Origin of the sequence: Janthinobacterium sp. BJB426 (genome assembly GCF_002735705.1) — a bacterium.
GTDB lineage: Bacteria > Pseudomonadota > Gammaproteobacteria > Burkholderiales > Burkholderiaceae_D > Janthinobacterium.
This window is the reverse complement of the sequence record NZ_PDZL01000001.1, coordinates 316,846-335,530: the sequence shown is the minus strand read 5'-3', so window position 1 is coordinate 335,530 and position 18,685 is coordinate 316,846. Positions and strand designations below refer to the sequence as shown.

Below are 18,685 nucleotides of genomic sequence, written 5' to 3'. Positions count from 1 at the left end.
AAGACATGACGATGAACACTGTATCAAACCAAGCAAGCCGGGAACACAACGAAGCAGGCCTGGCGCCATTGCGCGTGCTGCTGCTGGACGACGACGTTTTCATGCTCGACGTGCTCAGCGACATGCTCGAACAGATGGGCCAGTTCGACATCCGCTGCGAATCGCACAGCGAACAGGCGCTGTCGACCCTGAAGCAACACCAGCCCGACCTGCTGATCTGCGACCTGTCCATGCCTGACATCGACGGCATCGAATTTTTGCGCATGGCGGCGGAAAACGGCTTCCGCGGCGGCGTGGTCCTGTTGTCGGGCCTGCATTCGGCCGTGCGCCTGGCGGCCGAACGTCTGGCCATGGCCAACGGCCTGCATATATTGGGCACCTTCCGCAAGCCGATGGAAAGCGCGGAATTGCAGCTGATGGTGAACTTGCAACTGCAGCACACGGCGCGTCAGGCCAGCGTACAAGCCTGAGCGCGCAGGCCGGACGGGAGGGCGGACACGGCGCTGCAGGCCAGCAGGCATGCGGCTTTGCCGCCCTGCCGGCACGCATGGGGACGATATGCCTCAAGTTTTTCTGCAATAATCGCCACGCTTTGAAAAAATGGGTTATTATTTCAGCCATCCCCGCCTGCATACCTCTGGTCGCACCTTCCAAGACATTGAAGTCGTGCCCATTGTCCCCATCTTCTCACTGCATTCCAGGAAGCATGGATGGCGAACCAGCGTATGGTTAATTCCAGGCATTATTGATCCCACCCTCATTTGAGGAAAATATGAGCGAAAATATCAAACACATTAGCGATGCATCTTTTGAAGCAGACGTCCTGAAATCCGAGTTGCCAGTACTGGTCGACTTCTGGGCAGAATGGTGCGGTCCCTGCAAGGCCATCGCCCCGATCCTGGAAGAAGTGGCCAAGGAATACGCCGGCCGCATCCAGATCGCCAAGATGGACGTGGACGCCAACCAGGCAGTGCCTGCCAAGTTCGGCATCCGCGGCATCCCGACCCTGATCCTGTTCAAGGATGGTGTTGCGGCTGCTCAAAAAGTGGGCGCCATGGCCAAGGGCCAGTTGACCGCTTTCGTCGACAGCAACATTTAATGTATGATAGGCAGCGCTGCGCCCGCAGCGCCGCCTGACTGGAACGACCGGGAAGCGGCTTTGCCTCATTCGTGCACAGCCTTCCCCAATAATTAATCAACGCCACGCAGTCCCCTCCCCTACCTTTACATCCCGTCTCGGGACACTCAACACATATGCATTTATCCGAACTAAAGGCCCTACACGTATCCGCCCTGCTTGAGATGGCGATCGGTCTTGACATTGACAACGCAGCCCGCTTGCGCAAACAGGAGCTGATGTTCGCTATCCTGAAAAAACGCGCCAAGTCCGGCGAACAGATTTTTGGCGACGGCGCCCTGGAAGTGCTGCCTGACGGCTTCGGCTTCCTGCGCTCGCCCGACGCCAGCTACATGGCGTCCACCGACGACATTTACATCTCCCCTTCGCAAATCCGCCGCTTCAATCTGCACACCGGCGATTCGATCGAAGGCGAGGTACGGACCCCGAAAGATGGCGAACGCTATTTCGCATTGGTCAAAGTCGACAAGGTCAACGGCGAATCGCCGGAGATGTCGAAACACCGCATCCTGTTTGAAAACCTGACGCCGCTGCACCCGAACGAGCCGCTGCGCCTGGAACGTGAAATGAATGGCCAGGAAAACATCACCGGCCGCATCATCGACCTGATCGCCCCGATCGGCAAAGGCCAGCGCGGCTTGCTGGTGGCATCGCCGAAATCCGGTAAATCCGTGATCCTGCAGCACATCGCGCATGCGATCACGGCCAACCACCCGGACATCACCCTGATCGTGCTGCTGATCGACGAACGTCCGGAAGAAGTTACCGAAATGCAACGCTCCGTGCGCGGCGAAGTCGTCGCCTCGACCTTCGACGAACCGGCCACGCGCCACGTGCAAGTGGCCGAGATGGTGCTGGAAAAAGCCAAGCGCCTGGTCGAAATGAAAAAAGACGTGGTCATCCTGCTCGACTCAATCACCCGTCTGGCACGCGCCTACAACACCGTTATCCCTGCCTCTGGCAAGGTCCTGACCGGTGGTGTCGACGCGAACGCGCTGCAACGTCCAAAACGCTTCTTCGGCGCCGCGCGCAATATCGAAGAAGGCGGCTCGCTGACCATCATCGCCACGGCGCTGATCGAAACGGGTTCGCGCATGGATGACGTGATCTTTGAAGAATTCAAGGGTACCGGCAACATGGAAGTGCATCTGGAACGCCGCCTGGCTGAAAAACGTGTCTACCCGGCAATCAACCTGAACAAATCGGGTACGCGCCGCGAAGAACTGCTGATCAAGCCGAACGAGCTGCAAAAAATCTGGATTTTGCGCAAGTTGCTGTATTCGATGGACGAGATCGAGGCGATGGAGTTCATTCTGGACAAGATGAAGGCAACGAAGAACAACGCAGAGTTTTTCGATATGATGAGACGCGGCGGCTGATTTTTGGGGTCAGACCCGACGGGTCTAGGCGACCCCGTCTGACCCCAGCCGTCCGCGGATCATCCCGCAAAGCCGCTCATTGAGCGGCTTTTTTATTGCCGTCTGCCCGAAAGCGCTATATAATCGACGGTTGCATTATTTTAAACCCTGGCAAGTGATCGGCAATCGGGTCAAGAAGCAGGACGACCGACGAAGTGCTGTTTGGCTACCAAACTAGAGAGAAGACCATGAAAGTCGATACCCATCCAGAATACCGCGAAGTTGTTTTCCACGATCTGTCGTGCGATTTCAAATTCGTCACCCGCTCGACCATCCAAACCCGCGAAAAAATCACCCACGACGGTAAAGAATACCCACTGGTGAAGATCGAGGTTTCGGCTGAATCGCACCCATTCTTCACGGGCAAGCACAAAATCGTCGATACCGCTGGTCGCGTCGAGAAGTTCCGTCAGAAGTTCGGTTCGGTTGGTTCGAAAACCGCAGTCGCAGCAGGCTGATTTTTGCCGCTTTGCGGCAAAAAAGGGCAGCTTCGGCTACCAGAGAAAAGGCAGCTACGGCTGCCTTTTTTGTCTTTGGCCGCTTTACTTTATACTCGCGCATACCCGACGCCATTCGTCGCGTCTTGCCACTATTCTGATACCGATTATCGATGAAGCCAGTCCGCCTTCCTGCCGCTGCCACACTCGCGCTGCCACGATGGGCCTTGTTTGCGCTTGGCCTGCTGTACATCCTGCCTGGCCTGATCGGCCGCGAACCGTGGAAGAACGATGATGCCGCCAGTTTCGGCATCATGTGGACCATGGCGCATGGCGGCCTGAACGACTGGCTGTGGCCCAACGTGGCCGGCCTGTCGCTGCCCGATGAAGGCCCGCTGGCCTTCTGGCTGGGCGCCATTTTCATCAAGCTGTTCGGCTGGATTGACGGCGACGTGTTTGGCGCGCGCATGTCGACCATCGGCATCTTCGTCGTCAGCACCCTGTCCGTCTGGTACACCGCCTTCAACCTGGGCCGCCGCAACGATGCCCAGCCTTTGCGCCTGGCCTTCGGCGGCCAGCCCGAGCCGGACGACTTCGGCCGCACCCTGGCCGATGCCGCCGTGCTCATCTACCTGGGTTGCCTGGGCCTGCTGCAGCACAGCCACGACATCACGGCCGAAGCGCTGTACGTGTCCCTGATGGCCTATCTGCTGTACCGCGCCGTGCGCTACATGGAAGGCCCGTCCGTGCGCAATGCGGCCCTGCTGGGCCTGGCGATGGGCGGCCTGACCCTGGCGCGCGGCTGGATCACGCCGGCGGCACTGAGCATCGCCTTGCTGCTGTGCACCATCTTCCTGCGCCTGCCCTTGCTGCGCAGCATACGCCACCTGGCGCTGGCCATATTGATCGGCGTCGCGCTGACCCTCGTCTGGCTGCTGCCGGGCGAATGGCTGCGGCCGTACGGCCACTCGCCGCTGCAAGCGTGGATGGAATGGAATTGCCGCCAGTTCAGCGCCCCAAGCCTGAAAAGCGTGCAGTATTTCTTGCGTGTCGGCATCTGGTTCTTCTGGCCCGCGTGGCCGTTCGCCGCCTGGGCCGTGTATGCCTGGCGCCGTCAGCACCACGTGCTGCACATCGTCGTGCCGCTGACCTTTGTTGCCATGCTGGCCATCCTGGGCCTGTGCCATCCCGATCCCGACCCGAGCCAGCTGCTGCCGCTGCTGCCGCCGCTGGCCGTGATGGCCGCGTTCGGCCTGCTGACGATGAAACGGGGCGCCATCAACGCCATCGACTGGTTCTCCGTGATGGTGCTGACCATCTGCGCCCTCGCGCTGTGGCTGTTCTGGTTCGCCATCCTGACGGGCTGGCCGCCAAAACTGTCGCACAATGCCCTGAAACTGATGCCAGGCTTCAAGCCCGAGCTGGACTTGCTGGCCTTTTTCGTGGCCGCCTGCGCCAGCGCAGGCTGGGTGGCGCTGGTGCACTGGCGCATCTCGCGCCAGCCGGCCGTGCTGTGGCGCGCCGTGGTGCTGTCGTCCGGCGGCCTGATCCTGATCTGGGTGCTGATCATGACCTTGTTCCTGCCGCCGCTGAACTACAGCAAGAGCTACGCCAGCGTGGCGCACCAGATTTCCATCCACCTGCCGCCAGGCAGCAAGTGCATCAACAGCAACGTCGGCGCCGCTCAGCGCGCCTCGTTCGCCTACTTCGGCCACTTGCCGTTTGCCAAGGTGGGGCAGCAGCAATGCGATGTGTTCCTGTTGCAAGACAGCATCAAGGTGCCTGACAGCAAGGAGCAGCTGCCCGAGCACCACGGGGCGGACTGGATCAAGCTGTGGGAAGGGCGCCGTCCCACGGATGACGTGGAACGCTTCCGCCTGTACCAGCGCGTCAGGTAACACACGAAAAACCGGGCCTGTCCCGGTTTTTTCTTACCCGCAAAGCAAACTTCGAAAGCGGCAAAAGTGTTGCTTTTAAATATAGTTAATTATATAAATTGAACTAGAATTGTTTTTTAGATTATAATGATGGCTTGCGCGATGGCGGTGTCTTGCTTTCCCGCCCTATTCGTCCCCCCATTCACCATGAGATTGTCCATGAAATTATTTACTGCCCGCACCTTGCCGCTCATCAGCGCCGCCCTGTTCGCCTTCTCCTTCAGCGCCTCGGCCCAGGCGACCGTGATTGACCTCGGCGTCGCCAACGGCTACTCGGCCTTTATCTTCGGCAACATCGGCAGCAGCAACGCCAGTGGCTTCACCAGCGTCGGCGGCAGCCTGGCTGCTGGCGGCAATATCTACCTGGACAGCTACAGCGTCGGCTCGAACAAGAAGCCGGGCAGCGCCGTCAACACCTTGGTCGCAGGTAACAACCTGAACATCGGTAGCGGCACCATCAACGGTACGGGCGTGTATGGCGTGAGCAATGCCAACGGCAGCGTAACGGCGCCATCGTGGTACCCAACGGGCACCTTCAGCAAGGGCAATGCTTCCACCCTGGACTTCGCAGCTGCCCAGCAGCAACTGACGACACTGTCGGGCGATGTGGCCAAGCTGCAATCGAACGGCACCGTGATCTCGCAATACGGCGGCTTCAAGCTGGTCGGCGATGTCAACGCCGACGTCAACGTCTTCACCATCGCGGCGAACGACCTGCATAACCTGACCCTGGACGTATCGTCGCTGAAAAGCACGGCCAGCATCATCATCAATGGCACGGCCACCAACATCACCATGAGCGGCGGCTTCGACAATTTTGGCAGCTTCGCCGACCGTACGCTGCTCAACTTCGCCAATGCCACCACCACCAACCTGAACAACGTCGGCATCAACGGCAGCATCCTGGCACCGAACAGCGCGTTTTCCGGTTCGGGCAGCATGAACGGCACGTTGATCGCCAATTCGGTCAGCTCGGTCAATTATGGCCATGTCTCGATGAACGGCGCAGGCTTCAACACGGTCAGCGTCTCGGCCGTGCCGGAACCAGGTACCTACGCCATGCTGCTGGCCGGCCTGGGCCTGCTCGCCTTCGTGCGCCGCCGCACGCCAGCGCGCGCACCACAAGTCGCGATGGCTTAAGCTTTACGCTGAATTAATGCAAGACACCGGGCCGCGCGAGCGTCCCGGTGTTTTTTTATGGGCTGACGAAAAATTTATTCCACGCTCAAGCCCAGATCCGTCGCCACCTGCTTGCGCAACAGGTATTTCTGGATCTTGCCCGTCACCGTCATGGGGAATTCTTCGACGAAACGCACATAGCGGGGAATCTTGTAATAGGCGATCTGCCCATCGCAAAAGGCGCGGATGTCGTCGCTGGTGGCCTGCGTGCCAGGACGCAGGATGATACAGGCGCACAACTCTTCGCCATATTTGGCATCGGGCACGCCCACGCATTGCACGTCGAGCACGCTCGGGTGGCGGTACAGGAATTCCTCGACTTCGCGCGGATAGATGTTTTCGCCGCCGCGTATCACCATGTCTTTCGAGCGGCCGACGATGCTGCAAAAACCGTTGGCGTCGATGACGGCCAGGTCGCCCGTGTGCATCCAGCGCGCCGCATCGATGGCTTCGCTGGTCTTTTCCGGGTCGCCCCAGTAGCCCTGCATCACGGAATAGCCGCGCGTGAGCAATTCGCCCTTCTCGCCGCGCGGCACGATGCGCCCTTCCGCATCGATGACTTTCACTTCCAGGTGCGGGTGGACACGGCCGATGGACGACACGCGCATTTCGCGCGGATCCTCGATCGCCGTCTGGAAGCTGACGGGCGACGTTTCCGTCATGCCATACGCAATCGTGATTTCCGCCATGTGCATCAATTCGATGACCCGCGTCATGACTTCCATCGGGCATGGCGAACCGGCCATGATACCGGTGCGCAACTGGGACAGATCGTATTGCTTGAAGTCAGGATGGTCGAGGATGGCGATGAACATGGTCGGCACGCCGTGCAGCCCCGTGCAGCGTTCGGCCTGCACGGTTTCCAGCACGGCTTTCGGATCGAAGCCTTCGCCGGGAAACACCATGGCCGCACCATGCGTGACGCAGGCCAGGTTGCCCAGCACCATGCCGAAGCAGTGGTACAGGGGCACGGGGATGCACAAGCGGTCCTGTTCGGTGAGGCGCATGGCTTCGCCGATGAAGAAACCGTTATTCAGGATATTGTGATGCGTCAAGGTGGCGCCTTTCGGCGCGCCCGTGGTGCCGGACGTGAACTGAATGTTGACGGCGTCGTCAAACTGCAAGGTAGCGCTCACTTCGGCCAGATGCGCCAGGTCGGTATCGGCAATGCCATCCATCAGGGCGTCGAAGTGGTGCATGCCTGGCGTGGCGGCCGCACCCAGGCGGATGACGTGGCGCAATTGCGGCAGGCGCGGCGACTGCAGGGCGCCCGCGCGCGAACGGGCGATTTCCGGCACCACGTCTTGCACGATGGCCAGGTAATCGCTGGACTTGAAGCTGGGCGACAGGATCAGCGCGCTGCATTGCACCTTGTCGAGCACGTATTCGAGTTCGGAGCGCCGGTAGGCGGGGTTGATGTTGACCATGATCAAACCGGCTTTCGCCGTGGCGAACTGCGTCAGCACCCATTCGGCGCAGTTTTGCGACCAGATGCCGACCCGGTCGCCCGGCTGCAAGCCCAGTTTCAGCAAGCCGGCGGCCAGGCGGTGCACGCGTTGCTGGAATTCACGATACGTCCAGCGCACGTTCTGGTGCGCGACGATCAGGGCGTCGTGCTGGCCGTAGCGGGCGGCGATGCCGTCCAGGTAGGCGCCTATCGTTTCGCCGATCAACGGCGTCTCGTGGGCGCCATGTACATAACTCATTGCTTGCATGCTGTCTCCAGGGTGTGTGGCGCGACGCGCTCTTGTTATCGTCTTCGATGCAGAAAATTATAGCCGCAACCGCCCCCGCCCTGGGTCAGCTTGCTGTAATGTGCAGGCCAGTACACCAGACACTCACGGCACCATGACAGGCACCACGCAGCACCCGCTCGAACAGGGCTTCATCCTGACCCGCCACTGGCGCGACACGCGCGACGGCACGGAAGTCGATTTCTGGCTGGCAACGGATGCCGGCCCCCGCCACGTGCGCCTGCCCGTGCAGACGGCCGTCGCCTTCCTTCCCATGGAGCAACAGGAACAGGCGCAACAGCTGCTGCGCGGCGAGCGCCATGCGGAGCTGCGTCCCCTGTCGCTGTGCGATTTCCACCATCGCCCCGTGCTGGGGCTGTACTGCAAGCAATACCGGCATTTGCTGAAGCTGGAAAAGCAACTGCGCGCCCACGGCGTCGACGTCTACGAAGCCGACATCCGCCCGCCCGAGCGCTACCTGATGGAGCGTTTCATCACGGCGCCGGTGACGTTCAGCGGAGAAACACTGCAGGAAGTGCAGCTGAAACCTGCACCCGGCTATCGCCCCACATTACAACTGGTGTCGCTCGATATCGAGACGACGGCGCATGGCGAGCTGTATTCGCTGGCGCTGGAAGGCTGCGGCCAGCGCCAGGTGTACATGCTGGGGCCGCCAAACGGTGGCGATGACGCCTTGGATTTCGACCTCGAATACTGCGACAGCCGCGCACAGATCCTCGAACGCCTGAATACGTGGATGGAGCGCCACGATCCGGATGCCATCATCGGCTGGAACCTAGTGCAGTTCGACTTGCGCGTGCTCAAGGAACATGCCGAACGCTATCAAGTACCGTTGAAGCTGGGACGCGGCGGCGCCGTGATGGAATGGCGCGAACATGGCGGCAAGCAAGAACACTATTTTGCGGCCGCGGCGGGCCGTCTGATCATCGACGGCATCGAAGCCTTGAAATCGGCGACGTGGAATTTTTCCTCGTTCAGCCTGGAAAACGTGGCGCAGACCTTGCTGGGCGAAGGCAAGTCCATCGACAATCCCTACCAGCGCATGGCCGAGATCGACCGGCGTTTCCGCGAAGACAAACCCGCGCTGGCCCGCTACAACCTCAAGGATTGCGAACTGGTCACGCGCATCTTTGCCAAGACCGAGCTGCTGACCTTCTTGCTGGAACGGGCCAGCGTGACGGGTCTGGCGGCCGACCGCAGCGGCGGGTCCGTGGCCGCGTTCGAACACCTGTACTTGCCGCTGATGCACCGGCAGGGTTACGTGGCGCCCAACCTGGGCGATATTTCCGGCGAAAACAGCCCGGGCGGCTTCGTCATGGATTCGCAGTCGGGCTTGTACGATTCCGTGCTCGTGCTCGACTACAAAAGCCTGTATCCATCCATCATCCGCACTTTCCTCATCGACCCCGTGGGGCTTGTGGTGGGCACCAGCGGCGACGAAGCCGATACCGTGCCCGGCTACCGGGGCGCGCAGTTTTCGCGTGTGAAACATTGCCTGCCGGCCATCGTGGAACAGGTGTGGCAGGGGCGCGAGACGGCCAAGCGCGAGCGCAACGCGCCGCTGTCGCAAGCGTTAAAGATCATCATGAACGCGTTCTACGGCGTGCTGGGCTCCAGCGGCTGCCGCTTCTTCGACCCGCGCCTGGCCTCGTCGATCACCTTGCGCGGCCACGACATCATGCACCGCACGCGCGAACTGATCACCGAGCAGGGCTACCAGGTGATCTATGGCGACACGGATTCCACCTTCGTATGGCTAAAAACGGCGCATACGGACGAAGAGGCGGGCAAGATCGGCCGCGCCCTGGTGGCGCACGTGAACGCCTGGTGGAACCAGCATCTGCGCGAGGAGTTCGGCCTGGAAAATGCGCTGGAGCTGGAATTCGAGACGCATTACCGGCGCTTCCTGATGCCCACCATCCGCGGCTCGGAGGAAGGCAGCAAGAAACGCTACGCGGGCCTCGTGGGCAAGCCCGACGGCAGCGAACAGATGGTCTACAAGGGCCTGGAAACCGTACGCAGTGACTGGACGCCGCTGGCGCAGCAATTCCAGCAAGCCTTGTATCTGCGCATCTTCCAGCGCGCCGCCTACCAGGACTATGTGCGCGACTATGTGGCGCGCACCGTGCACGGCGAATTCGATGCCTTGTTGGTCTACCGCAAGCGCTTGCGCCGTCCGCTCGACGATTACCAGCGCAACGTGCCGCCCCATGTGCGCGCGGCGCGCACGGCCGACGCCTACAACCTGGTGCAAGGCCGTCCGCTGCAATACCAGAATGGCGGCTGGATCAGCTATGTCATCACGGTGGCGGGGCCGGAGCCGCTGGAAACGCAGCGCTCGCCCATCGACTACCACCACTACCTGACGCGCCAGCTGCAACCGGTGGCCGACGCGATCCTGCCCTTCCTGGGCGATGATTTTTCACGGCTTGTGTCCGGCCAGCAGGATTTGTTTTAGATCAATTTTGCTGACCGGCATGGCCAAGCTGGGGTAATATCGGCGCCTGCCGGGCTTATCTGACCCTGTCCACGGGCGCTGTGCGCCGTGGCAGCGTAAAATACGCCATGGCGAAAGAATAAGAGCTGTTCCAAAGAAGAAGATGCCGCTCCAGACGAGAATCGTTCGCAAGATGATTGTCGCCACTGAAAGGGCGCATAATTTATCACTATGTTGAACCAGCAGGCTGTGCGGTATGCGCCTCCCCTGCTATTTTTTGAATGAATTGATACCATGACCGAGATCACGTCCTTAAGAGACATCCCGCAAAAAAATATCTTCCGCAAGGGCGACACCTTTGTGCTGTTCGGCGAGCTGTTCGGCCGCGGCTATGTGAATGGCTTGCTGGACGAAGCGCGCAAGGCGGGCATGAATATCGTCGGCATGACGGTCGGCCGCCGCGATGAAAACATGGCGCTGCGCCCGCTGAACGCGGAAGAGCTGGCCGAAGCCGAAGCCAACCTGGGCGGCCGCATCATCAATGTGCCGCTGATGGCCGGTTTCGACCTCGACGCGCCAGCCGGCGAACCGACGCCGACGGCCCTGCTGGCCGACATGACCCTGAAAAGCTGGCAGGAAGACAAGCTGGACTGGGCGCAGATCGAACGCTGCCGCGAAGCCGGCATCGCCCGCTTCAGCGCTTCCGTGGCAAAAGCCATGGCCGAGCTGGACAGCCTGATTCCTGACGGCAGCAACGTGTATTTCGCCCACACCATGGCTGGTGGCATTCCGAAAGTCAAAGTCTTCCTGGCCATCGCCAACCGCATCTATAAAGGCCGCGGCGAGCGCTTCATGTCCTCGCGCGCCCTGCTCGACAGCGACCTGGGCAAGCTGATCCTGATGAACTTCGACGAAGTCACGGCCAACACCCTGCAGCACCTGATCGAAGGCAGCGCCGCCATCCGCGCCCGCATCGAGCAAACGGGCGGCCAGGTGCGCTACAGCGCCTACGGCTACCACGGCACCGAGATCTTGATCGACGGCAAGTACCAGTGGCAAACCTACAGCAACTACACCCAGGGCCTGGCCAAGATGCGCCTGGAAAACGTGGCCAAGGCCGCGTGGGACAGAGGCATCAAGGCCACCGTCTTCAATTGCCCGGAAATCCGCACGAACTCGTCCGACATTTTCGTCGGCGTGGAACTGTCGCTGTTCCCCCTGCTCGACGCGCTGAAAAAAGAAGGCGGCGCAGCCTGGGCCGAAGAGCAATGGAAAACCTGCCAGGGCTTGCTGGAAGACGGCGTCTCGTTGCAAGACTTGCTCGACCGTATCGCCGCCTACAACGGCGACGCCACCAGCGTACAGTTCCGCAACTTCGCCGCCTGGCCGATGGACAACACGCCAGAGCTGGCCGACGTCATGATCGGCACCTCGGACGACATCACCAAGCTGCACAAGGATCGCAAGGAACTGATCACCGACCACCTGAGTTCCTTGGTACTGGAAGGCACGGGCCCGCTGATGTTCCACGCCATGTCGGAACCGCAAGCACCGGTCGTCTGGCTCAACCACGATATCATCGCGCGTCAGCTGAACTCCGTGCATAACTGAATCGCACGACGCCCGGCAAATGCGCTAAACAGTATGTAAAGCGAAAAACTTGCCGGATCACGATAAATCAGTGATAATGCGTCTCGCGTTGCCGGGATGGCGGAATAGGTAGACGCACGGGACTCAAAATCCCGCGCTGGAAACAGCGTGCCGGTTCGATTCCGGCTCCCGGCACCACCAGACATCGCAGTACTGGAAAACAACCACTCATCCTCAGGATCGGGTGGTTTTTTTTCGCCTGATTTTCCGCACTTTCGCTGCCCCCTCCGTGTCAAATGCGCACCGTATGCACCCGACTTGCTAGTCACGCGCTGCACCACCGGCCGCGCAGGCCCTGCAAACGACAGAAATGGGATATTTCATGCTGTCAAGAAAATCTTGCATTGCAATAAAAATATGTGGTGGGAAAGTAAATTACTTTAAAGATAATATTTCATTTTACTTGTGCAAGCGGCATACTAGCGCCTCAGGCAGTCGCCCACTTTACGGCTCCCGCTTGGGCACGCAAGCCGCCGCCATGCCTCGCCGCACAGGATGCATTGTTGAATGTCCATAAATTTTTCGATCTTACCTTCCGGTGCTTATGAATTCCCTATCTGAACTTGCGTCCTACACGAAGCAAAATGACTTTGCCTATTTTCGTGAGCTCAATGCACGACTGGGTAACATCAAGGCGGCCAACTATGACGTGGCGTCCAAATGCAATTTGCGCTGCGAGGGCTGCCTGTTCTTCGAGGGCGAGGAAAACGAAGGACACGAAGATAGCCGTTCGCTTGCCGAATGGGATGCCCTGTTTGCCGCCGATGCGGCGCGTGGTGTCACGTTGGCCTACATGGCAGGCGCGGAGCCGAGCCTGGTGCCCGACCGGCTGCGCGCGGCGCAAAAATACATCCCGCATGGCATCGTATTTACCAATGGCACGATACGCTTGCCGGACGATATCTTTTATCGCATTCATATCTCATCCTGGGGTGTCGATGAAATCGGTAGTTCATTGCGCGCCGGCGACGTGCTGACCAAGGCCATGAACAATTACCGCGACGACCCGCGTGCCGTCTGCGTGTTTACCATCACGTCACTAAATATCAAGCAGATCATGGTCATGGCAGAGCTTGCCAACAGTCATGGATTGCCGCTCACCTTCAGCTATTTCAGCCCGACGACCCGCTATCTCGACAAGTTGGAAAACAAGGTCGATAACGACAAGGCGTACTTCCGCATCAGCAGTGCCACGCAAAGCCTGGCCCTGACGCAGGCGGATTTTTCCCAGGCGCGCGCGGAAATTGTGCGCGCCATGCTGGCCTATCCGGAAACGGTGCAGTATTCACTCCACTATGACGACTGGGTCACGGGCGACAAGCTCTATGACATCGATCCCGTCACCAAGATCGCCAAAAACTGCGGTTTCCGCGTCACCAAGCAAGTACATGTCCATGTCGACCATCAACCGGGCAAGGGCAAGTGCTGCAGTTCGAATATCGATTGCAGCAACTGCCGCGCTTATGCCATGGGACAATCGACCTATCTGTCACGCATCCGCGAGGCCGTCAGAAAACCGGACGAACTCGCCAAATGGCTGGAAGTCAGGGAAATCTGGGCCAAGCTGTTTTTGAACGCCGACCAATCGGCCACGGCACGCCTGTAATGCGATGAGTTTTACCTCGTACTGGTTTACCCTGGCCTTCCTACCTGTCTCCGCGTATGCCTACCAGCGTCTGATCTCAAAAAACCAGCTTCATCTGCTGCTGCCGCTGCTGATTTCCCTGGTTTTTTATTATCTCAACGATGCGCACAACCTGCTGCTGTTTTGTGCATCCATGGGGGGCAACTGGGTGCTCGCCGGCGTCATCGCAAAAAACCGCAAGAAGACCAGCTACCTGGCGCTGGCCATCGCGGGGAACTTATGCTTTCTCGCCTTGTATAAGTATGCGAAGTTCTTTGTCGTGCCCGGGACGGCAATTCCGGCCCTCCCGCTGGGTATTTCGTATTTCACATTTACGCAAATCGCCTTCCTGGTCGATACGGCGCGAGGGCAAGCCCGTAGCACCAATCCGCTCGAATACGCGCTCTTCGTGGCCTGGTTTCCCCACCTGCCTGCCGGGCCACTGCTATCGCACAAGGACATGCTGCCGCAATTCATGGCCACGCCGGGCGCGACCTCGGCCCTGCGTCCTGCACCGCGCGACTACGCTGTCGGCCTCACACTATTCGCCATGGGGCTATTCAAGAAGTCCTGCATTTCTCCCCTCTTCCTGCACGCGCAAAGCGACGTCTTCCTGCGCGCGGGGCAAGGCGACCCAATCGGCCTCATCGAGACTTGGATCGCCTGCCTGGGCTTCCTGTTTGAAACGTATTACGACTTTTGCGGCTATTCGGAAATGGCCATGGGCATCAGCAGGATGTTCGGCATCCACCTGCCCGTCAATTTCCATGCACCGTTCAAGTCTTCCAGCCCAGTCGAGTTCTGGACCCGCTGGCATGTAACATTGGGCGCCTTCATGCGCGACTACCTGTACCGCCCGCTGACCAAAAAACGCCAGGTGTGGCGCCACTATGCGGCCCTGTTCGTGGTCATGATGGCCGTCGCCATCTGGCACGGCGCCACGGTTCCGTTGCTCATCTTTGGTATTTATCAAGGGCTGCTGGTCACCGGGAACCATGCATTGCGGCGCTGGAATATCGTCTCGCGCAAAGGTGGCAAGCTACAGCACTGGGCCGGCAGGGCGTTTACGCTGGCGGCCATCGGATTTTCCGTCAGCCTGTGGGCCACGCGGGACTGGCATCAAGCCAGCAGCATCATGCTCGGTTTACTGGGTACCGGAAACGGTTCCGTCTGGCCAATTAGTTTCCTCAGCCCAATCCTTATCCTCGCCGCCATTATCTTCAACTGGTTTGCCCCTTCGTTAATTGACCTGATGACCAAGGAATTACCCGCATGGAGCGTGCAACTGAAAAAATCCACCACAAGCACGCTGGCTTGGAGACCGAGCCTGGCGTGGGCAGCGGCGGTGGCCATTGCACTTTGCCTTGCCCTTATCAATTTGTCAGGCCTGAAGGAATTCAAATATGCGGGCTTTTAATCATGAAATACCACTCAGGCACTTTTTCGCCTGCATTTTTTTCATTGCCAGCGGATTGACACTACTCCTTGCAGGATTCATTTTCATGATGGATCCTTATGCCATTTGGCGCCAGCAGGTGGACGACAAGCTCATTGCGATCAGGCCGGAGATCTCCCCCGCCAGTCAGCCAGGCGCGGCCGTTTTACGCAGCAGGCTGCACACCCCAGACGTGCTGATTCTCGGCTCTTCGAGAGTCAGGCGCGGATTCAACGAGGCATTCGCCTCTCACTTATACGGAGGTAAAGTCCAGGTGGCGGGTATCGATGCATTGCCACTATCGAGCGCCAAGGAGCTGATTTTCACCATCAGCCAGCAAACACATATTAAAAGATTCTATTTGGAAATTAACTTCCTGACTTCGAATGCTTGCAACGCAAAAAATGACAATATGACGAGGTATACACTCGCATCCCCGCTGCAATATTTTTCGCCCAAGGACACCCTCCTGCAAAGCTACACAACCCTGAAAATCAATCTGCTTCCCCGCCGTTCCTTCGATGCTTACTTTGATGCACAAGGACGCTACCATGATGACCCTAGCAAGGGGGCGACGCGTGCCGGAAGAATGGAAACATATGAATCACGCTACAACCGTATGTTTCAGGTGATGACCAGCCCTTGTGAACGCAACGTAGAAAATGCCGCCGATATCAAGGACCTGTCGGATATCTTCAGGCTGGCGCAAGCCAGACAAACCGAAGTCATTTTGCTGGCTTTACCTGTCAGCCCCCGATGGCAAATTCGTATGCAGGAGGGGGGGTTATCGCCACAAGCTGCAAAATGGAAAAAGGACATGACCTCGGTCGCATCGCAATTCCACGTAACCGTGCTCGATTATGAACAACCTGGCGATTTGATTTCCCTCGCTGAAAACAGCAACGACGCCATGCCGACGTTTTGGGATGAAACGCATTTCTCCAACCGTTTAGGCGATCACATATTGAACAACATGCGAGACACTGGCCATTTTTCCAGCATCTCCCCTATCCAGTGATGACGCCTGGCACGCACGCAGCCTCTCCAGCCAGCCTGAACGCACGCAATTGCTTACGCCCGCCAGGCATGCCGTCGTAGTGCTCTACGCCTTGCCGGACAGCGTCCAGGCGCAAGGCGGCGGCGCGCTATGGCATGGGAACCGGGCAGCAAGCCACGAAGCACCGCTTGATCCAGCTTTATGCGCTAGGCCGAAAGCTGCGCGCAGATTAGCGTTCCTCGCGATAATAATCGCAGCCTTCGAACGTGGTGCGCAGCGCCTGCTGCAGCTGGGCGTAGCGCTCGGGCGTCAAGTTGAAGCGCACGTCGATCTGGCCGTCGTCATCCATCTGCATGGCGGCCTCGGCATCCATCTGCACGGATAAACGGTTCGGGTGCAGGATCACGGCGTGCATGTGGCCGTACCAGGCAAATTCCTGGCCGCAGTATTCGATGTAGGGCTCGTCCATGCCCATGGCCACGTCCTGCTCGTCGTATTCCTCGGCGCGCTGCAGCATCAGGTAGACGGGCTCGCCTTTTCCGGCTGGTGCGGCCAGGGTGGTGATCAGGGCGTCGTCTTCATTGATGACGGACAACTCGGTGGCGGTAAATCCTGCGGACATGGCGTGCTTTCAACAAATGGATGGATGACGCCACCATAGCGCAAAAGCGCCCCGGACAACATAGCGCGCGGCGAATAAAGCGTGCCGCCCCGCAAGCCCGTCGCCGCCTATAATTACCGCTCCAAACTATTTTTCACAGGAGACCGCCTTGACCGCAGCATCGCCCTACACCACCCGCCTGGCCATCCCTTCCAGCGCCACCTACCAGCACCTGCGCGTGGCCGCCGGCCTGAGCGCGAAAACCACGGATGCGGCGGCCAAGGGTTTGCCGAACTCCCTGTTTGCCGTGCAAGTGCTGCATGGCGACGAGGTGGTGGGCATGGGCCGCATCATCGGCGATGGCGGCTGCTTCTTCCAGGTAGTCGATATCGCCGTGCTGCCCGCTCACCAGGGCAAGGGCCTGGGCAAGCTGATCATGCGCGAAATTACGCAATTCATCGAGACGGAGGTGCCGGAGAGCGCATATGTCAGCCTGATCGCCGATGGCCAGGCGCAAGCGCTGTACGCGCAATTCGGTTTCAAGCACACGGCGCCCGCCTCCGTCGGCATGGCGCTGAAGCGCTAGGCGCCCGATGCCTGCCTGGCTGGCATGCAGCATGGCATTCGCGCTACTGTTGAGCGCTGCTGCCTGGCGCGCCGAGCGCCTGCTGCAGCGGCGCGGACGCACGACGCGCTGGCTGTGGCTGGCGGCCATCGCCGCGTCCGCCATCTTGCCGCTGGCATGGCTGCCCGGCGTGCTGGCCGCCATGCCGGCGGAACAGGCGCAGCTGAAGCTGGGCTGGTTTGTCTTATCCAGCGGCATGCTGCTGCTGTTGGCCCTGCGCAGCGTCTGGCTGCTGTCGCACCAGCGCCGCTGGCAGAAAACATCGTTGCTGGGCACGCCCGTGTACTTGAGCGGCGGCATCGGCCCCTGCGTGGCGGGGCTGCTGCGACCGCGCATCGTGATGCCCGTCTGGCTACAACTGATTTCGCCCCAGCAACAGGCGCTGCTGCTGGCGCACGCGCAATGCCGGCTGGCCGCGCGCGATCCGCTGCTGCTGGCCCTGGCGTACGCCTTGATTATTCTCATGCCGTGGAACCTGCCCCTGTGGTGGCAATTGCACCGTCTGCGCTTTGCCATCGAGGTCGATTGCGACGCGCGCATACTGGCGCAGGGCCACGCGCCGCGCGACTATGCCATCGTCCTGCGCCAACACGGCCAGTATTATTCGGGCCTGACGGGCGCCTCGCCCATCGTGCTGAGCGACCCACGCGCACTGCGCCGGCGCCGCCATCTGATGGCCAGATTTACGCGGAACCGGGCGGCGAACTTGCTATAGTAGCGGCAACGCCGCGCGGCAAGCCCGCGCTCCTGGCTCCCCCCTTCGAAATCAGAGAGATACCATGCTTTACCTGCTTGCCATCGTGATCGTCATCGCCCTGCTGTACTACGTCTTCAGCGGCCGCACGCCCGTCAAACCGCTGCACAAGCCGCTCGTCTCGGTGCGCCAGTACGTGCCGGCGATCCCTGCGGGCGCACCCGCGCATCACTGGCGCGACGAGGGACGCTTTGCATCGGAAGTGGAAAACGAAGCGATGTACCAGCCCGCCATCGCCAAACTGGCCGGCGAGCACGGTCCCGGCAATGCGGAAGAAAAATGCCTGGCCCTGCTCGTCTGCGACGATGCCAATCCATTCCAGGACAAGGCCATCGCCGTCTTCATCGATGGCCAGCTGGTCGGCTACCTGTCGCACAACGACGCCCTGCGCCTGCGCCGCAACCTGGGCCGCATGGACCTGGTGGGCCAGCTGACCTCGTGCGACGCCGTCATCCGCGGCGGCGGACTGTGGAATGGCAAGCGCCTGTCATATGCCGTGTGGCTGGACTTGCAGCCCTACAATTAAGTTGGCCGGCGCGCGCCGATGACACCGCCCGTCTTACATTGCGGACGATGCTCTTTTCAAAAAAACCACACAATTCCTAGCTGCAACTTCTTTCCTGGAATAGCTGTTTCTAGGGGGAAGGCAAGCCTCGCGCAGCATTTCCCACCCCTCTTGCTCCATGCACGACAGGGAAA

At 59.8% G+C, this 18,685-nt stretch carries 16 protein-coding genes and 1 tRNA gene; 15 read left to right on the top strand and 2 right to left on the bottom strand.

The annotated features are described in order from the left end of the window. The first annotated feature begins 11 nt into the window (after positions 1–11). The 6 genes from CSQ93_RS01500 to CSQ93_RS01475 all read left to right on the top strand — a co-directional run bounded on the left by CSQ93_RS01500 (position 12) and on the right by CSQ93_RS01475 (position 6,070). The gene (locus CSQ93_RS01500; RefSeq protein ID WP_099376684.1) at positions 12–470 is read left to right on the top strand and encodes a response regulator; all 459 of its coding nucleotides are present in this window, start codon (positions 12–14) and stop codon (positions 468–470) included. A 302-nt stretch (positions 471–772) separates the two neighbouring features. Beyond that, entirely contained in the window at positions 773–1,099 is a 327-nt protein-coding gene (gene trxA / locus CSQ93_RS01495) for a thioredoxin TrxA (protein WP_034780502.1), read from the top strand. Positions 1,100–1,254: 155 nt separating this feature from the next. Then, positions 1,255–2,517 carry a transcription termination factor Rho gene (gene rho / locus CSQ93_RS01490; protein ID WP_034746249.1) on the top strand — a complete coding sequence of 421 codons (1,263 nt, stop codon included), beginning with the start codon at positions 1,255–1,257 and terminating at the stop codon, positions 2,515–2,517. Positions 2,518–2,744: 227 nt separating this feature from the next. Beyond that, a complete protein-coding gene (locus tag CSQ93_RS01485; RefSeq protein ID WP_034746247.1) occupies positions 2,745–3,014 on the top strand; it encodes a type B 50S ribosomal protein L31 in 270 nt (89 codons plus the stop codon). A gap of 152 nt (positions 3,015–3,166) precedes the next feature. Then, positions 3,167–4,891, top strand: coding sequence for an ArnT family glycosyltransferase (locus CSQ93_RS01480; RefSeq protein WP_099376417.1), 1,725 nt, complete (start codon positions 3,167–3,169; stop codon positions 4,889–4,891). Between the two features lie 198 nt (positions 4,892–5,089). After that, positions 5,090–6,070, top strand: a complete 981-nt coding sequence (locus tag CSQ93_RS01475; RefSeq protein ID WP_099376416.1) for a choice-of-anchor A family protein — start codon at positions 5,090–5,092, stop codon at positions 6,068–6,070. A gap of 74 nt (positions 6,071–6,144) precedes the next feature. Here the strand turns inward: CSQ93_RS01475 and CSQ93_RS01470 are convergent, their stop codons facing one another. Further along, complete coding sequence (locus tag CSQ93_RS01470) at positions 6,145–7,824, bottom strand: AMP-binding protein (protein ID WP_099376415.1); 1,680 nt, start codon at positions 7,822–7,824, stop codon at positions 6,145–6,147. 133 nt (positions 7,825–7,957) lie between these two features. Here CSQ93_RS01470 and CSQ93_RS01465 point away from each other — a divergent pair, with 133 nt between their 5' ends. From CSQ93_RS01465 to CSQ93_RS01440, 6 genes are all read left to right on the top strand, one after another. Then, positions 7,958–10,321 (top strand): DNA polymerase II, encoded by a 2,364-nt coding sequence (locus CSQ93_RS01465; protein ID WP_099376414.1) that lies wholly within the window; start codon positions 7,958–7,960, stop codon positions 10,319–10,321. Between the two features lie 273 nt (positions 10,322–10,594). Then, the gene (locus CSQ93_RS01460; RefSeq protein WP_099376413.1) at positions 10,595–11,911 is read left to right on the top strand and encodes an enoyl ACP reductase FabMG family protein; all 1,317 of its coding nucleotides are present in this window, start codon (positions 10,595–10,597) and stop codon (positions 11,909–11,911) included. A gap of 90 nt (positions 11,912–12,001) precedes the next feature. Continuing rightward, positions 12,002–12,088 (top strand) — tRNA-Leu (locus CSQ93_RS01455). A gap of 406 nt (positions 12,089–12,494) precedes the next feature. Beyond that, complete coding sequence (locus tag CSQ93_RS01450; RefSeq protein ID WP_099376412.1) at positions 12,495–13,556, top strand: radical SAM protein; 1,062 nt, start codon at positions 12,495–12,497, stop codon at positions 13,554–13,556. Between the two features lie 4 nt (positions 13,557–13,560). Next, positions 13,561–14,991, top strand: coding sequence for an MBOAT family O-acyltransferase (locus CSQ93_RS01445; RefSeq protein WP_099376411.1), 1,431 nt, complete (start codon positions 13,561–13,563; stop codon positions 14,989–14,991). A gap of 85 nt (positions 14,992–15,076) precedes the next feature. Next, positions 15,077–16,027: a hypothetical protein gene (locus CSQ93_RS01440; RefSeq protein WP_158301071.1), complete on the top strand. Its 951-nt coding sequence runs from the start codon at positions 15,077–15,079 to the stop codon at positions 16,025–16,027. A 208-nt stretch (positions 16,028–16,235) separates the two neighbouring features. On the opposite strand, the gene CSQ93_RS01435 is transcribed toward CSQ93_RS01440, so the two are convergent. Further along, positions 16,236–16,628 (bottom strand): Imm10 family immunity protein, encoded by a 393-nt coding sequence (locus tag CSQ93_RS01435; RefSeq protein WP_099376409.1) that lies wholly within the window; start codon positions 16,626–16,628, stop codon positions 16,236–16,238. A gap of 148 nt (positions 16,629–16,776) precedes the next feature. Here CSQ93_RS01435 and CSQ93_RS01430 point away from each other — a divergent pair, with 148 nt between their 5' ends. The 3 genes from CSQ93_RS01430 (at position 16,777) to CSQ93_RS01420 (ending at position 18,512) form a co-directional block, all read left to right on the top strand. Beyond that, positions 16,777–17,193, top strand: coding sequence for a GNAT family N-acetyltransferase (locus CSQ93_RS01430; protein WP_233515986.1), 417 nt, complete (start codon positions 16,777–16,779; stop codon positions 17,191–17,193). Between the two features lie 31 nt (positions 17,194–17,224). Continuing rightward, on the top strand, positions 17,225–17,947 hold the full coding sequence (locus CSQ93_RS01425; RefSeq protein WP_158301070.1) for a M56 family metallopeptidase: 723 nt from the start codon (positions 17,225–17,227) through the stop codon (positions 17,945–17,947). Positions 17,948–18,011: 64 nt separating this feature from the next. Next, positions 18,012–18,512 (top strand): hypothetical protein, encoded by a 501-nt coding sequence (locus CSQ93_RS01420; RefSeq protein ID WP_099376407.1) that lies wholly within the window; start codon positions 18,012–18,014, stop codon positions 18,510–18,512. Positions 18,513–18,685 lie beyond the last annotated feature (173 nt).

Bases quoted from the DNA above. Each gene is read 5' to 3' on its own strand.
- CSQ93_RS01440 (WP_158301071.1), top strand. From the start codon at position 15,077: ATGATGGATCCTTATGCCATTTGGCGCCAGCAGGTGGACGACAAGCTC.
- CSQ93_RS01465 (WP_099376414.1), top strand. From the start codon at position 7,958: ATGACAGGCACCACGCAGCACCCGCTCGAACAGGGCTTCATCCTGACC.
- CSQ93_RS01500 (WP_099376684.1), top strand. From the start codon at position 12: ATGAACACTGTATCAAACCAAGCAAGCCGGGAACACAACGAAGCAGGC.
- CSQ93_RS01470 (WP_099376415.1), bottom strand. From the start codon at position 7,824: ATGCAAGCAATGAGTTATGTACATGGCGCCCACGAGACGCCGTTGATC.
- rho (WP_034746249.1), top strand. From the start codon at position 1,255: ATGCATTTATCCGAACTAAAGGCCCTACACGTATCCGCCCTGCTTGAG.
- CSQ93_RS01450 (WP_099376412.1), top strand. From the start codon at position 12,495: ATGAATTCCCTATCTGAACTTGCGTCCTACACGAAGCAAAATGACTTT.
- CSQ93_RS01480 (WP_099376417.1), top strand. From the start codon at position 3,167: ATGAAGCCAGTCCGCCTTCCTGCCGCTGCCACACTCGCGCTGCCACGA.
- CSQ93_RS01460 (WP_099376413.1), top strand. From the start codon at position 10,595: ATGACCGAGATCACGTCCTTAAGAGACATCCCGCAAAAAAATATCTTC.
- CSQ93_RS01435 (WP_099376409.1), bottom strand. From the start codon at position 16,628: ATGTCCGCAGGATTTACCGCCACCGAGTTGTCCGTCATCAATGAAGAC.
- CSQ93_RS01420 (WP_099376407.1), top strand. From the start codon at position 18,012: ATGCTTTACCTGCTTGCCATCGTGATCGTCATCGCCCTGCTGTACTAC.
- CSQ93_RS01445 (WP_099376411.1), top strand. From the start codon at position 13,561: ATGAGTTTTACCTCGTACTGGTTTACCCTGGCCTTCCTACCTGTCTCC.
- CSQ93_RS01485 (WP_034746247.1), top strand. From the start codon at position 2,745: ATGAAAGTCGATACCCATCCAGAATACCGCGAAGTTGTTTTCCACGAT.
- trxA (WP_034780502.1), top strand. From the start codon at position 773: ATGAGCGAAAATATCAAACACATTAGCGATGCATCTTTTGAAGCAGAC.
- CSQ93_RS01425 (WP_158301070.1), top strand. From the start codon at position 17,225: ATGGCATTCGCGCTACTGTTGAGCGCTGCTGCCTGGCGCGCCGAGCGC.
- CSQ93_RS01475 (WP_099376416.1), top strand. From the start codon at position 5,090: ATGAAATTATTTACTGCCCGCACCTTGCCGCTCATCAGCGCCGCCCTG.